The 14714-nt window shown below is 38.5% G+C and carries 14 protein-coding genes; 2 read left to right on the top strand and 12 right to left on the bottom strand.

Features of this window, described 5'->3' with window-relative positions:
* The first annotated feature begins 80 nt into the window (after positions 1 to 80).
* Together HQN83_RS02650 and HQN83_RS02645 are read left to right on the top strand one after the other, a co-directional pair.
* Complete coding sequence (locus HQN83_RS02650) at positions 81 to 659, top strand: hypothetical protein (protein ID WP_173088317.1); 579 nt, start codon at positions 81 to 83, stop codon at positions 657 to 659.
* Entirely contained in the window at positions 656 to 3538 is a 2883-nt protein-coding gene (locus tag HQN83_RS02645) for a KGGVGR-motif variant AAA ATPase (RefSeq protein WP_173088315.1), read from the top strand. The genes HQN83_RS02650 and HQN83_RS02645 overlap by 4 nt, the downstream gene beginning before the upstream one ends.
* 390 nt (positions 3539 to 3928) lie before the next feature.
* Here the strand turns inward: HQN83_RS02645 and HQN83_RS02640 are convergent, their stop codons facing one another.
* The 12 genes from HQN83_RS02640 to HQN83_RS02585 all read right to left on the bottom strand — a co-directional run bounded on the left by HQN83_RS02640 (position 3929) and on the right by HQN83_RS02585 (position 14694).
* A complete protein-coding gene (locus HQN83_RS02640; protein ID WP_173088313.1) occupies positions 3929 to 5680 on the bottom strand; it encodes a TetR/AcrR family transcriptional regulator in 1752 nt (583 codons plus the stop codon).
* Positions 5681 to 5687: 7 nt separating this feature from the next.
* A complete protein-coding gene (locus HQN83_RS02635) occupies positions 5688 to 6944 on the bottom strand; it encodes an aminotransferase class I/II-fold pyridoxal phosphate-dependent enzyme (protein WP_173088311.1) in 1257 nt (418 codons plus the stop codon).
* A 10-nt stretch (positions 6945 to 6954) separates the two neighbouring features.
* Positions 6955 to 7101 carry a hypothetical protein gene (locus tag HQN83_RS02630; RefSeq protein WP_173088309.1) on the bottom strand — a complete coding sequence of 49 codons (147 nt, stop codon included), beginning with the start codon at positions 7099 to 7101 and terminating at the stop codon, positions 6955 to 6957.
* Entirely contained in the window at positions 7091 to 7732 is a 642-nt protein-coding gene (locus tag HQN83_RS02625) for a Crp/Fnr family transcriptional regulator (RefSeq protein ID WP_173088307.1), read from the bottom strand. The genes HQN83_RS02630 and HQN83_RS02625 overlap by 11 nt, the downstream gene beginning before the upstream one ends.
* Before the next feature lie 265 nt (positions 7733 to 7997).
* Entirely contained in the window at positions 7998 to 8459 is a 462-nt protein-coding gene (locus HQN83_RS02620; RefSeq protein ID WP_173088306.1) for a helix-turn-helix domain-containing protein, read from the bottom strand.
* A gap of 11 nt (positions 8460 to 8470) precedes the next feature.
* On the bottom strand, positions 8471 to 8854 hold the full coding sequence (locus HQN83_RS02615; RefSeq protein WP_173088305.1) for a hypothetical protein: 384 nt from the start codon (positions 8852 to 8854) through the stop codon (positions 8471 to 8473).
* A gap of 8 nt (positions 8855 to 8862) precedes the next feature.
* Positions 8863 to 11253, bottom strand: coding sequence for a glycoside hydrolase family 2 protein (locus tag HQN83_RS02610; protein ID WP_173088304.1), 2391 nt, complete (start codon positions 11251 to 11253; stop codon positions 8863 to 8865).
* A 39-nt stretch (positions 11254 to 11292) separates the two neighbouring features.
* Positions 11293 to 12165 carry an alpha/beta hydrolase gene (locus HQN83_RS02605; protein ID WP_173088303.1) on the bottom strand — a complete coding sequence of 291 codons (873 nt, stop codon included), beginning with the start codon at positions 12163 to 12165 and terminating at the stop codon, positions 11293 to 11295.
* A gap of 12 nt (positions 12166 to 12177) precedes the next feature.
* Positions 12178 to 13209, bottom strand: a complete 1032-nt coding sequence (locus HQN83_RS02600) for a hypothetical protein (RefSeq protein WP_173088301.1) — start codon at positions 13207 to 13209, stop codon at positions 12178 to 12180.
* A 49-nt stretch (positions 13210 to 13258) separates the two neighbouring features.
* The gene (locus HQN83_RS02595; RefSeq protein ID WP_173088299.1) at positions 13259 to 13522 is read right to left on the bottom strand and encodes a DUF6520 family protein; all 264 of its coding nucleotides are present in this window, start codon (positions 13520 to 13522) and stop codon (positions 13259 to 13261) included.
* Positions 13523 to 13551: 29 nt separating this feature from the next.
* Positions 13552 to 14016, bottom strand: a complete 465-nt coding sequence (locus HQN83_RS25485; RefSeq protein WP_394353492.1) for a MauE/DoxX family redox-associated membrane protein — start codon at positions 14014 to 14016, stop codon at positions 13552 to 13554.
* Between the two features lie 6 nt (positions 14017 to 14022).
* Positions 14023 to 14694, bottom strand: coding sequence for a hypothetical protein (locus tag HQN83_RS02585; protein WP_173088295.1), 672 nt, complete (start codon positions 14692 to 14694; stop codon positions 14023 to 14025).
* Positions 14695 to 14714: the final 20 nt, after the last annotated feature.

The raw sequence follows: 14714 nt of genomic DNA, 5'->3' as shown, positions 1-14714 counted from the left end.
TGAAATTAGTAATTCAATATAGAAATTTTGATTTTTAATATAATTTAATCTTTGTTTGCATAAAACGATAACGTGTATCAATGGAATATACAGCCTATCTTCACGCCTCTCAAAAGCACTTAAACACTTGTCTGTCGTTACTTGACGCAATAAAGCTGTTGAATAGTAAAAACAAAACAGAATCATTGATTATTGTATCACCTGGATATGATGCCGTACTTCATAATGCATATTACCTTTCGGGATATACTTTAGAATGTATTATAAATTATAGTATTTTTAAACACTATAAATTTAAATCAAGCTCAGTGCGAACGGTTGAACATAATTTCAGTGAAAAATGCGGGTTGACATACGGGCCCGAAACAAAAACTAAAGACGGACGACAAAGTTATCCATTTTATATCTCCAAACATCAATTCAGTAGAAACATCCAGATTTTGACAAAAGCATTCCCAAACTCCTTAATACCCTTTGTGGATAATTCTGTAAAGGTAGATGCAGACCTTTTGTCTTTTTTCAGGAATTGGGATGTTGAGATGCGTTATCACGACGTCAATCAAAGCTATAACAATATTCGTTTAACTATAGATAATGTGAGTAGGTTTGTTGAATTAACACAAAAGATTTTTAACGGTTTAATGAAAATAGTAGGATGATAAAAATACTTCATATCGCAAATAAGCTTAATCAAAAGCTTGCCGTTTTGAAAGATAAGAAACTAATAGATTACAAAATTTCAATTAGATTAAATTTTGAGATAGATGTATATGTTATAGAAGCTGATGAAAAACTGAAAACTGATTTGGCTAAAGAATATAACACTGAAAATATAAATTTTAGTTTTCTCACGAAGGAACAATTGAATAATAAGACTTATTTAAGTGAGGCTTTTGAATCAGGCGATAGTATAGACTATGGGTTAAAATATCGTTTTGACTCCTTGTTAAGTAGACAATCAAATGTTAGCAAAAAATTTGAAACACCTATTGTCACATTTTACTCCTATAAAGGCGGACTAGGTAGATCAACGACTATGACCTCATATGCAATGCATCTTGCTTCAATTGGAAAGAAAGTTTGCATAATAGACTGCGATTTTGAAGCTCCGGGATATCTAAATTTTTTCAATTTTTCAAAAAGTGATGTATTAACATCTGGCGAAAAGAATGGGGTAGTTGAATTTCTTGCGGATTTGGCATTCCAAAACGATGTTGATCTAAAGGATTATATCATTTCACCAGTTCACGCGAATAAGAAATATAAATGGACACAAAATATCTTTGTGGTTCCAGCCGGGAATCTTAGTGATTCCAATATTAGTGGTTTTGACGAATTTACTACACATAGGGACCAGTATTTGGATGCACTATCAAAAATTGACTTTGGACAAGCCAATTTATTAAATGGACTTTACACTCTAATAAAAAAAATTGAAACTGACTTACAGCCGGATGTTATCTTGATTGACTCACGCACTGGTTTTAATGATATATTTGCAGTGACAGCATTAATGCTTTCGAATTTAATTGTCGGGTTTTTCGGTAGTAGCGAGCAAACAAAGCCTGGTCTAAGATTTTTGATCGATAAATTTTATGAGTTAAATACCACAATTAACAATCGAACAGACCTTATATTAATAAATTCGATATTACCAAAAAATCAAATTGAGAGTGATATTTTTCATGATGCCTTCGTTACAGAGGTCGGTCAATATGTACAATTCATACAAGAACGAAAATATAATTATATATCTCCTAATGAACAACCTAAATTACCGTCCTTTTATAAATTGGGAAGAAACTCTGGCCTTGAAAAGTTAGGTATTTCAAGAGATCTGGAATCTACTGATTTTGACAATCACCTAGCTTTATTGTCAACAAGGTCTATTGAAGATTATAATGTGATTTTTAATGCTTTAAATGAGTCAAAATCGATTTCACCCATCTTTTCAAAAAAAAACATAGATAGTAAGAACAATATTGTACTTCAAAGAAACCTGATTATAAAAAATCTGAGGGCAACATTAAGGAATGAAAATGGTAATCCAGTTTTATTTGCAGAAGACGCCGAAATAAATCCCAATACTTTTTTCTATCGAGAACAAATGAGTAAGTTATTTGATAAAGATAAATTTATTATACAAGGATTTAAGGGGACGGGGAAAACTTATCTGTATAAAGCTCTGAGGGATCAAAATTTGGAATCGGTTAGAGAAGAACTGCTAAGGCTTGCCGGAAAAGATCCAAAAGAAGACATTCGATTTATCGATATTATCTCATTAAAAGGTACAGGCGAGCCAAAATCATTTGACTTTGACCAAATCCAGTTAAATAAAATCGAGAATAAAAGGTATTATTTTAAAAATTTCTGGCTGGTGTATACTTGGAACTCCATTTTTTTAGACGCGACAAAACGACTGGGGTATAAAGCAATATCTCAATTAAATGATTTTGTAAAACCCTACGAAACAGCTGTCGAGACGAAAATAAGATTTGATATGCTGATTACAGACGACTCAAAGCTTGCAATTATAGAACAAGACTTACTTAAACTCGATTCTTATTTAAATGAAAAAAAAATCACACTGTTTGTACTTTACGACCAGTTAGATAATCTATTGAAACCAAGTGAATGGCAAGATACCGTTTCACCCCTAATAGACTACTGGTGGGATAATTTTAATCGGTACAAGAATATTTCTCCAAAGATTTTTATTCGAACTGATTTATACGGACGACTAGTCGGAACTAATACTGCTCGATTGGAAAATAATATAATTAAAATTGAATGGTCTAGAGAAGAAGTATATGCATATTTTTTTAAACTAATTTTCTCAAATAAAGATTCATTCAAAGCGATGTTTGATCTAATGAAAATCAGTGGGCAATATGAAGATAGCTTCTTTAAAAATGTACTAGCTTATCTAAAGAAAAACAATAATCAACTGAAATTATTAAGAAATGAAATAGAACCTTTTATTGCAACTTTCTTTGGCAAGGAAGTATATAGTAATGATGGATGGTCATTGGGAAAAACCTATGATTGGTTTTATTTTAATCTTACGAATGCCGATCAAAAGTCAATAAGCTTACGTCCATTTATCAATCTCATAAATGGCTCTTTGGACAATGCACTAGTAGACCCGGGAAAGCCTATTCCACCAGTTATAAAAGATAAGTACTTTGCGTCTAGAGAAAACCGGGATAACGCTGTTATACAGCATTTCAGAGATTTAATAAGGGAAGATTTTAATCAAGACCTTGAAATAATTTTTAATTTTTTACGTGAGAGTGGAGGTAACTTCAAACAAATATTTTTGACAAAGTCCGAGCTAAATAATTTTTTAAATCAATTATTACTGAAAAGCAATCACTTAGAGAGCAAAAATATCGATGAGTTGAAGTCAATCTTAATATCAAATGGTATAATTCATGAGAATATTAAGCCAGATGAAAACATTTTTTACTTTGCTCAGCTCTACAAATATTGGTTAGGATTACGTAGTAGAAAATATGAATTCAAGCGTAGAAAGTAATGAGAAGTATATGAATTATTATGGCTTAGCTCGTCTATATTATGAAGCTTCTTATTGAAAAATGATCGGATGAATGTTCTAGAAAATAGATAATATTATTTCGGGATTTATTGATATATGGCTATATTTATACTGAAAGATTGCTGCTAAACGTATTAAAAAATGGTGCGCGATTCGATGAGTTGAATTCAAACCATCCTAGATACTATTTAAGCATTGATATTTGAACAAGGTTCGAATTCCAGCGGGAATCGAACCTGCACTCGTAAAAATAATTCATTTTAAGATAATAAAACAAACTTCGCCTGTCGATTATAAAAGTTGGCAACCCTTAAACACAAGAACTCTTAACACTGCTCCATTTCAGCGTTTCAGATTAATATTTTTAGCTTACATCAAAAACCTGTCTATATCCTCCTTCATCTTATTCACATAAGGTTGTAGTGATTTATAGATCTCCCGTTCCTTACCATATAGTTTAGACTTGACACTGTTACTGGACGGTCGCATACCGCGTTTGGTCTTAAAATTAGCAGATACCTTTCCGGTAAACACATCCACATTCACTTCGGAATAAATACCGGCATCATATTGTAACTTCTGCCAGCAGGATAGTTCCGAAGTAGTCAGTACTGTATTCAAACTGTTGTCAAAGATCTCCTCTCCAAGTCCCACTGGAGTCCCCTCTCCTTTCTTCAGCTCAATCACAATCCATTTATTTAAATCCTCTACCACTGTTGCCTTATTTGGACAATAGCTCATTAATGTCCTGGAAGTCGTTTGTCCGATCGCAGTAAGTTGTTGTTCCAGTAGAGTAAGCTTTCCTAATGGCTCAAAACCTTCAAAGGATTTCTTTAGTTTATTGGTATAGTAAGCACTGAATCTGGTATGATTATATCCTAAACCAATCAATAGCTCAAACAGATCCTGTTCATTTTTTACCAGTTCAGCAGTTTCTGATTCAAGGATAAAAGCATACATTTTCAAATACTTATAGTCATGCCAGTTCACTTCCAGATCTGGCAGAGTCAACCGGTTAAATGGAACATAAACCACATCTATCAGAAAGGGATCAATCTCTACCGCTCCCAGTTTTTCCTTGATCCTTTGCCACTTCTGGTTATACGTAATCGCTTCATTCAGGCAAAACAGCTTTGGAAGAATCACCTCATTTGGAATGGTATCAAAGTAATGACGGGAAATTCCTTTAAGTACATCTACAATCAACTCTGCATCGGGGTTTAGCTTTCGTTCGGGATTATACAATAGGTCGGCGGCTTCAGAGAGTTTGGTCGTAACCATTTTCAAATAACTGCGGATCTGGGTTTCATTCGTCAGACTCAGCACCTGATTGGGGATGGATCGCTTCAGCTTTTTACATTCATTTTTTAGCATCAGGTCTGCGGTTCCCGTCGGATCTGTCCGGTCTGATAACTGAGCCACCACAGTATCCAGTAGCTCAAATTGGTAGTTCATCATAGGTATGGTTGGTATTATAGTTTCCTTATTGTTTGCTGCAGTACAAGCCCAAACAATAATCTGTTCTATGGTTCTTGAGAGTTCAACCTGATCAAGGTCTTCATTCAGGTCTATCCCACTGACCACACTTTTATTGGTTCTTGCATGCAACACCATGTAATAGATACCGCCCAGCAACAGGCCGATTACAGCTCTGAAGTTTACGTTTGTATCAGCAAAGTATGGGTCGGTTACTTTAAATAAATTTTCACCTGCTATTTCTCGGTTGGTAGAGATCTCTGTCATCAACTCATTGGATTCACTGATCTGCCAGAGGATGATGTTCTGCATCTCGGGATTGTTCAGGAAGAACCTGAAGTTTTCCTGCATTAAGCTGGTAAATGTCTCTTTGATTTCGGCAATACCGTCCGCGTCTGTCAGGACAAAGCGTTTGAAGAAGGGGATCCAATAATCCTTTTCCATAATATATGCCCTTTGTAAGCCGGCAAGGCCGGAGAAATAGCGACCAATCAAACTCCGGTTCCTGCCGCTGTACCTGGCAATTCTATTTACCCTCAAACCTGTATGCCCTTCCAATTTCAGGATATTACCAACGGCTGAGATAAACTCCCTCATGGTGGCGGGCTTGTTCTTTATTCCTTTCTGACGCGGACGTTTTGCCATAACTTACTTATTCAAAATTTACAATCTTAGATTTGGTTATTACCCATTCCCAGGCATTCAGCACATCATCCAGCTGATCATAACTGTGTGTTGCCATTACGCTCATTCTGATGCGCGCATCTTTCCTGGACACTGCAGGGTAGTTGATTTGGTTGGCGTATACACCTGCTTCAAGTAACAGTCTGCATACTTCCGCATTCCTGCTCATGTCTCCGATTTTAACAGGGATAATGGCAGATTGTGAAATGCCGGTATTCAATCCCAGGCTCTGTAATCCCTTTCTCAGGTATGCTGTTTTCTCCCGGAGTTGATCCATCCAGAATGGTTCCTGATCAATCAGCTCTATTGCCTTGAGGATACAGGCAGCAGCGGGAGTACTCGATGCGGAGAACAAGTGTTGTCTGGATTGGAACTTTAAAAAGTTGATCAGTTCAGGTTTGGCTACTACATAGCCTCCGATGTGTGCAAAGGTTTTGCTGAATGTTCCAGTAATCAAGTCAACCTCCTGGAACAAGTTGTCCAGTTCAATGACACCCCGACCTGTTTTTCCGATCACTCCTGTACCATGTGCATCATCCACTACCGAGTAGGCTCCGTACCGTTTACACAATTCCACGATCTCTTTTAGCGGAGCCATGTCTCCATCTTGTGAATACACCCCATCAACGATCACCATACGGGTGCGGTATTTGGTTTGTGCAGCGGCCAGTATTCTTTCCAGTGCCTGCAGGTTATTGTGCGGAAAGGACTTGACATTGGTCAGCTGACAGCCTTCATAGACACTGGCATGAACGGCCTGATCCAGGATAGCCAGGTCTGATTTACGTAAAAGGCATTGTAGGGTCGCTGAGTTGGAAGTATAACCCGTAGTATAAATGATGGCACTTTCTCTCTGAAAGAAACCAGCTATCTTTTCCTCCAGTGCTTCATGAAAATCCATGTGTCCGCCAATTGCTGGTGAGGCGCCTACTCCTGAGCCATATTTTTCAATGGCGGCAATTGCCGCGGCTTTTACTTCCGGGTGCTGGGTGAAACCCAGGTAGTCATTAGATACCAGGCTGATGAATCTGTTGATTGGGATACCTGGAATTTTCAGGGTGATTTCCGGACCACAACCTGATGTGGCCAGCTGCCTGTAATTCATCTGGTTCCGTCCACGTTTGTAAATGGAATAGTCATTGAATAGTGATGCTCTGCCAAATGGGTCAATTCCGGCGATGTCTTCGAAATCTTTAAAACTTGCTTTTTCAAAATCTATGGTCATGTCTTTTTGTTTAATACTGCGAAAGTATATTTCGGGAAATCCCCGGCTGGATACATCTGATGCCATATTTATCAACAGCCCTTGCAGGGCTTAAAACAGCGTATAAATGCTTAGAAGGGCTCCAGAACTGGAGCTTAATGCGCGGACTATTTTCCATTTTTATTCGTTGGTTTAATGAGTTTACGGGTTGCGAAAAGTTCGGACCGGTGTTCACGCAGTAAGCTGATACTGATCTTGAGAAATGAGGCTATTTTTTTGTCGGTTAATACCGATCCAGGTTCGATCAGTTTTGGGTAACGTTTGTAAAAGGATTCGACCAGATCAATTCCCTTTATCAACAATAGTTTACGCAGACGGGCTTCTTTACGGTTATGCTGAGAAATGATCAGAGAAGCCAGTTCATGTGCTTCTGGGAAAAGCGAATAGACAACTTTCAATTGTTCATGGGTAATGTAAGCGAGGAAAGTACCGGAGATTGCTTCTATCAGAAACTCTGATGGGGTCTGCTGCATAAAGTCGGGACCAGCTTTAATTTCATCTGCTTCAAAAATGCTCAGCACCTGCTGAGTTCCTTGTTTGTTTTTGGATGATCTTGTGATAAATCCTTCTGAAATGAAAAAGGCGCGGTCAACCCGATCGCCAATATGGAAGAGTATAGCACCTGATGGATAATATATCCCTTGGTACTTCATGACCTGTCTCAGGTGCTCATATAATTTAGGGTTTTGCGCTTTAATGGAATCCATGATTCCAAACATTCTTTGTAGGATGATATCTATACTATTCATTGATTAAATTATGTGCAATTGGAAATACAAAAAAGAGCGGTCGATCTTATGCGGTTTTAACAACAGAAGTGCAGCGTCCATCCGGACCATACTGCACTTCATAACCTAAATTCTCAGATACCTAATTTGTTCTGATTTTGGACAGGCTAACCGGACCTGTCCTGACTTAACTCACTATTCACTATAGCTTCTTTATCACATTGATTATCGTTTTACGCCCAGCATGGTTAAATCTCTTGGGGAACTATTTATGCCTCGTTCCATTCTAATAATTACCAGGGTCATTCAGGTTACCCAATTTGAAACCGGAGCTTCTGAACCGCTTTGGGGAAAGCCCGGTTTTCTTCTTGAAACACCTGTTGAAATAACAGGGATCATTACCACCAATTTCGTAGGCAATTCGCTTTACAGACCAATTGGTAGTGGTCAGCAGTTTGATCGCTTCATGATGAATCTTGTCCTGAATCAGTTCATAAATGGTCTTACGTAAAATCTTTTTGCTGAGGCTGTTCAACGTAAAAGTTTTTATCGACAGGGAAATGGCGTAATAACCCGGACTCCGCTCCTTTCGAAAATGTTTTTCTATCAATCCGATCAGATCGATTAGAACTTGCAGCTCACCAGGGACATTCTGTAAATGGAGTATTTCCGGGTATTCCATCGTTAAACTGGAAGTCTTCATGTCTACCACAGAAACATTGGAATCATAATTAATCGTGTATTTCATTTGACCTGGTTTTAATTCAATTTAAGTTCCTCAGGATGTCCGTTCTCTTTAAACCTCAACAGCTCAATCCCCTCAGCTAGCTCAGACAGCACTTCTTCGAGCATATCATAAGTTCTTCGTAGTTCATCCAGTCTACAATCATACACTTGCAGGAGTTCGTGATACACCCGATCAATTCGAAGTTTTTGCAACAGACGTCCGGTTTCTGCGGCATGAAAGTCCAGCTGATAGACCCAGCCGAGTCTCCTCTTTTCCCGGAGATTCGTCAATGCGCTGCTGATTCTTGGGTATTCCGAACCGATCAACAGGAAATTACTTTCGGGTACCGAATCCAGGTTATTGACTTTACTGAGATCAAAGATCAACTGGCCAAGAAGAGAAAGTTCATTTTTCATTTTGGAGGTTATTTGTGTTGATCAATGGCGGCCTGAAACATCTGTTTTTCTTCTTCTTTGATATTTGCCCCAAACTTCTCCAAATAGGAAGATGCCGTAGGCACATAGTTCTTCCAGTCCTGTTTGTTGTAAAAACCAATGGTCTTTGCACGTAACAGGATTTCTTCACCTGGTAACCCGTAGGGTTTTACTGCGGTTGCTATAGCAGACCAGTCTGGATTATCTCCGTTCATCAAAGGTTCCATCTCTCCTTTCAGGATCATGTTCATCATCGCTACAGTATACTTACGACCTCCCATTGATTTTTTAAATGCTGCTGCATTGGTATTCATTAAAGCAAAACCTGGATCCTTGGTGCTTTTGGTAAACTGTGATACTGAAGCCATGTCTTCTTCAGAAAGGGGCATTTTAAGGTTAGCGATGTAAGCAGAACCGGCCAGCTCCGCTCCGGGTTTATCTCCGGCCTGGGTAGCCATCATCGCCATTTTTTTTAGGAATGTTGCATCGCGTTTCCCTGCAATGTACTGATCGAGCATAGCGCTATACAATAGCCCAGGTTCGGTTAAATCTGCATCTTTTGCAGTAACTACTGGAATGGTTCCCATGTTTGGATTCAGCGGGGCATGAATTTTTCGAAGTTCCGCGAAAGGGATTTTTACAACTTCTCGATCATAGGTCATCAGTCCGTTCTGTTCTCCTTCTACATCAAATGGCTGGGTATAAATAGAACCTGATAAGCCTTGTTTTTCAAACAGTTGCAAATGCTGATTCATGATCTTGTATTTGGCCTTTAATGCTGCTGGTTTTTCCTGGATATACCCCCAGGCTGATCCTGTTAGCCATTGGTGTTCGGGGATAAAGACCCCGATTCCTCCAAACTCACCACAGACTTGTGCTTTACCATTTTGTTTGATACTCATCATTGGATCCGGATAGGCATGTACATCGGTCATGTCCGCAGATACATAGGCATTGGGTGAAGGACTGCGTAGCTGTTCATTGACGTACAGGAGTTCGCCTGAATGGCCATTCAGTATCCTTGAAGGATCGACTTTCTTTACCCATTCACTTAATCTTTGCTGGTCGTATTGTCCCCATTTCTCATTGAACAGTACCCAGCAAACGATCGAAGGATAATTGTGCAGTTGTGCCATTTCCGCAGCGCTTTCTTTTTCAAATTCTTCCTTGCTGCCTTCAGGTAAACCTTGATTCGGGTTTACAAAATCTTGCCAGACCAGCATGCCCAGTTTGTCTGCATGATAATACCAGCGTGCAGGCTCTACCTTGATGTGTTTGCGAATGGTATTGAATCCCATTGCCTTGATGGCTTTAATGTCAAAAGCCAGGGCTTCGTCGGTTGGGGCGGTATACAAGCCGTCTGGCCAGAAGCCCTGGTCGAGCGTTCCTAGGTTGTAGTAGGGTTTATTGTTTAAAAAGATGCGGTCTGTTCCTTTACTATCTTTTGCGATTGAAATCTTCCGCATCCCGAAATAGCTTTTTACTTCATCGATTACTTTTCCGTCTTTCAATAATTTTATGGTTAGATCATATAGAAAAGGTGATTCTGGGGACCAGAGTTTGGGATTCTTTACTACAAGTTGTAAGTCAGTGCCTGCATTACCAATTACTGCAGAGACCTTAATTTTTCCATCAAAAGCAGTAGCTTCTATTTTACAACCAGCCGGTGCCTTCACCTTCAGGTTCAATAACCCTTTATCAATATCAGGGGTCATTACCAGATTTTCAATATGTTCCGCAGGTACTACTTCCATCCATACTGTTTGCCAAATTCCTGAAGTTGGGGTATAATAGATATTGGCTGGATTGAGCACCTGTTTTCCATGAGGTCCGATCCCCTGATCTGTCGGATCCCATACTTTTAGCATCAGCAGGTTATTTCCTGAAGTTAATGCATCAGTGATGTCTATGGAGAAGCTGGAATAGCCTCCCGTATGCGCTCCTACCTCTTTACTGTTTACATACACCGTGGTTTGCCAGTCCACTGCACCAAAATGCAGTAATAAGCGTTCGCCAAATTTTAGTACAGGTTTAGAAAAGGTTTTCTTATAAAACAGTTGCTGGTCGGGTAGCAAAGCCTTTTTTACTCCTGATAGGGCAGATTCTATTGGGTAAGGAACAAGAATCTTGCCTTCAGAAATAACTTTCGAATCCAGATTCTTTGGAGTAATGGCGTATTCCCATAACCCATTCAGGTTTGTCCAGTTTGGGCGTACCATTTGTGGCCGTGGATATTCCTTTAAGGCATTCGCCGGAGAAACTTCTTTAGCCCAGCGCGTTTGAATGGGCACATTCTGCATTTTGTATTCTTGTGACTTTGCATCATTTACTGAAAAAAAAGGCAAAGCAGTAGCTATAAGCAGTATAATTCTAGCTTTCATTTGTGTTTTTATATGATTTTTGTTAGTTCTTTCTGATTCTTATTTTGAGCTGTTTTTATAAAACCCTTCTCTTTCCAGAAATGCAAGCATCGGATCGAGCCATTCCTTTACCGGCAATCTTTGGGTAAATCCGTGGTTGCCTTTTGGAAACAGATGCAACTCCGCATCTACCCCATTCTTCTGCAAGGCCTGATAAAACACAATACTGTTGTTTACATCTACGACCCCATCATCGCCACAATGGGTCAAATAAGTAGGTGGAGTATCTTTGGTGACCTGTAGTTCGTTAGAGAACAAATCCACTTTTTCTTTAGAAGGGTCCATACCGAGCAGGTTAATCTTGGAGCCTATATGAGTCAACTGATCATTCATGCTGATCACCGGGTAAACCAGGATCATAAAATCAGGTCTTAGGCTGATATTGTCTTTATTCGGGATATAGCTTGTCCCGAAATGTGTACCTAAGGTAGAAGCCAAATGGCCTCCTGCACTGTAGCCTATTACACCTACTTTAGCAGAATCAAGATTCCAGTTCGCAGTGTTTGAACGGATCAATTTAATGGCTTGTTGCGCATCCGTTAACGGCCCATAGCTTTTGTCCTGCATCGATTCTTTTTTTGGCAAGCGGTATTTGAGCACAAAGGCAGCAATTCCCTTTTCTGCAAAGGCTTTGCCTATAGCAACACCTTCTTCTTCAAAGGCAAGAAAACCATAAGCTCCGCCCGGGATGACCAGTATGGCTGTTCCTGTGGCTTTTTCTTTAATGGGCAGATATAGGGTCAAGGTTGGCTCTTCTTCTTTGGAAAGTTTCACTGTACTTCCGGGAATAGTGTCCGGGTAAAGCGGCAGCACCTGTTGTGCTACCGCAGTATACCCTACCATTAAAAAGAGCATATAGATTAATATTTTCATTTCAGATTCGTTCTAAAAGTTTAATTGGTATTTGTAGAGGTAATGATCGTAAAGGGCATAGAGCGATTGACCATAGACCTTAAAGTCACGGACTTTAAAACCTCGGAAATCAGGAAGGTAAAAACTGAATTGGTATTTGCCATCTGCAACGGCATACACGTCAATCATAGACACATCTTTGATCATGTATTCAGTTTCATTGTTTGCGCGCAAAGAAGATTGTACAAAGAGATACTTCTCATTGGCACACGCCCGCTTATTCACATGCAAAGGTGGTGCTGCCATAGTAGTTTCTCCAGTTGAGGCAATCTTAGCTACTTTGATCTGAGCCCTACTGATCGTATCGATGGTTTTTCCTTTGTACAATAAATTAAGATTGCTGTCTGTGCATAAGAATTGATTGCGATAATAGTAAACATAAATCATTTTTGAAGATCCTTGGACTTTAACTATCTCCCCATCAGTACAAAATATACCGTCGATTTGCTTTTCCAGTAGGTCTGTAGTTTTTAATACATTAGTGTTCAAAAATTCCTTTGCAAGTACACTCACCCCCTTTTCATTAATATACCTTAAAGCAATTGAATTTTCAGTAAGTGGAATTGAACCAGTAAAAAATGAAGTCTTGAAGAACTTTTCAAAACGGAGATGTGGTAAGCCTCCCTTCAAGATACTGGGTTTTAATCCATCCATTATCCAAATAACTTCGTTGTCAGTGGTAAAAATGGAGCCTTGAAATAATCGAGACTTTTCTAGACCAGTGACAGTTAAACCGACAGTATCAACTAGGTTTGTATCAATTTTAAGTACTTTTTTAATTACTAGTGAGTTTGCCAAAAATAGCTCGTGATTATGTATCCCCGACAAATACCAGGAATTATGTTTAAGATCTTTAGAGTTAACCCCATCAATTAAATGAGAAGGCAAAATACGTATAAAACCAAAGTGATTAGTTTTATAAGATGAGATTAAAAACAATATAATTACTAAAGCCACACTTCCGACAAAGCAAATTAGCAGGTTAAAAATTTTTATCTTGAGCATTTTCTAAATTTTAAAATGAACCTGGCTAATAAACCAGGTTCAAGAAGATTTAAGGTTGTCTTAGTGGTATTGTGCATGGCGTTCCGCCATCCATTGTTGTATTAAGTGCGGTATTGTGAAACCCGCCATTGAATACAGTACAAACTGGCCCTGTTAACGTAGTTGAACAGGCTATTTGTTCCGTATAATCATACATACAAACGCCACCCTCCAGATAAAATGCAGGTCTTAAAAATTTCTTTGTGCTTGTCGCAAACGAAGCGGTAACGGCTAAAAGTAATGCTACCGACATCAAAAAGTTTTTAAATTTCATTATTTTTATTTATTAAGTTAATTGCCTGCTTATTCAGGGTGCAGGTATTCCCTCTTACTGCAGATAAGATTTTTATTTGGATAGATCAAAATTGAAATTATACTTAAAACAATAAACACGATATTGAAAATAAGGTGCTGGTTCCATGTCATGTTTTGCAAAATCCCACCACAGCTACATGGAATATAAGTACTGAACTTTAAAATGATAACAATATATCCTGAAAATATCACCATAAGACTAAAAGAGGCATATAGTCCTAAGAACTGGTAGCGCTTCGAGAAAAGAAGAATTGAAATTCCAATTTCTGAAGACGGAATGAAGATAGCGACGTAGTTAGAAATTACATTTAAAATTGGAGATTTACCTAGCTCTATTCTAAATTTTTCAAAGTCGTGGAATTTACTCATCGCCGCATAAATAAAAAGTAACACAAAAAGTGCTGATATAAAATCAACTAGTTTGATTCTAAATCCTTGATTTACTTTTAACATCAATTCCTAATAATTATTTACCCTAACTATTGTTTCACTTCCAACCATTCCTGAGAATACTAGGGTAATATTTCTAAACCTTGGTAAATCATAATCTGGCACGTCAAACAAAGTAATCAGATCTCCAGTAGCCGCATTCCTGAATTCAAAGGTTTTTGTCCCTTCAGCAGCTAAAGATGAAACATCTTTAAAGGCCGAAATTGCTTTATAAGCAAGGCTACTCGCAAAAGAACCTTTTGCACTTCCTTTCAAATTTACACTAATGGCAACACCACCTGTAACCAGGTTAATCACTCTGGCGCCAAACACTTCTGCTGTATGCGATGGAATATTCTCCTCTTTCAAAAATACCGATTCCACCGCAGTTGGAGTGCCCGTTAAGAACAGCGAATACACTCCCCCGTTTACAAAATCTTTGGTTTGATTGTAGTACAATGGATTAGGTGCAACTGTTGACGATAATTTCAACACCTGACTTCCAGCTAAAATACCATATGCAGTATATGCATTACTTGGAATAGTTGCCGCATAAGTTCCAAACTGAAGTTCGCTTCCGCTGACCAAAGCATTGGTGATTTGAATACTTGCCAAAGGCGTCAATCTAATTTCCTGCTTTTTGCAAGAAATTATTGCCATTGCATATAATACAATGCATACTTTAGAGAATTGTAATTTCATAGTTATCAGTTCAATTGGTT

Source organism: Pedobacter foliorum (assembly GCF_013266735.1).
Taxonomy (GTDB): domain Bacteria; phylum Bacteroidota; class Bacteroidia; order Sphingobacteriales; family Sphingobacteriaceae; genus Pedobacter; species Pedobacter foliorum.
This window is presented reverse-complemented; position numbering and strand designations above follow the sequence as displayed.

Bases quoted from the DNA above. Each gene is read 5' to 3' on its own strand.
- HQN83_RS02650 (WP_173088317.1), top strand. From the start codon at position 81: ATGGAATATACAGCCTATCTTCACGCCTCTCAAAAGCACTTAAACACT.
- HQN83_RS02645 (WP_173088315.1), top strand. From the start codon at position 656: ATGATAAAAATACTTCATATCGCAAATAAGCTTAATCAAAAGCTTGCC.
- HQN83_RS02640 (WP_173088313.1), bottom strand. From the start codon at position 5,680: ATGGCAAAACGTCCGCGTCAGAAAGGAATAAAGAACAAGCCCGCCACC.
- HQN83_RS02635 (WP_173088311.1), bottom strand. From the start codon at position 6,944: ATGACCATAGATTTTGAAAAAGCAAGTTTTAAAGATTTCGAAGACATC.
- HQN83_RS02630 (WP_173088309.1), bottom strand. From the start codon at position 7,101: ATGGAAAATAGTCCGCGCATTAAGCTCCAGTTCTGGAGCCCTTCTAAG.
- HQN83_RS02625 (WP_173088307.1), bottom strand. From the start codon at position 7,732: ATGAATAGTATAGATATCATCCTACAAAGAATGTTTGGAATCATGGAT.
- HQN83_RS02620 (WP_173088306.1), bottom strand. From the start codon at position 8,459: ATGAAATACACGATTAATTATGATTCCAATGTTTCTGTGGTAGACATG.
- HQN83_RS02615 (WP_173088305.1), bottom strand. From the start codon at position 8,854: ATGAAAAATGAACTTTCTCTTCTTGGCCAGTTGATCTTTGATCTCAGT.
- HQN83_RS02610 (WP_173088304.1), bottom strand. From the start codon at position 11,253: ATGAAAGCTAGAATTATACTGCTTATAGCTACTGCTTTGCCTTTTTTT.
- HQN83_RS02605 (WP_173088303.1), bottom strand. From the start codon at position 12,165: ATGAAAATATTAATCTATATGCTCTTTTTAATGGTAGGGTATACTGCG.
- HQN83_RS02600 (WP_173088301.1), bottom strand. From the start codon at position 13,209: ATGCTCAAGATAAAAATTTTTAACCTGCTAATTTGCTTTGTCGGAAGT.
- HQN83_RS02595 (WP_173088299.1), bottom strand. From the start codon at position 13,522: ATGAAATTTAAAAACTTTTTGATGTCGGTAGCATTACTTTTAGCCGTT.
- HQN83_RS25485 (WP_394353492.1), bottom strand. From the start codon at position 14,016: ATGTTAAAAGTAAATCAAGGATTTAGAATCAAACTAGTTGATTTTATA.
- HQN83_RS02585 (WP_173088295.1), bottom strand. From the start codon at position 14,694: ATGAAATTACAATTCTCTAAAGTATGCATTGTATTATATGCAATGGCA.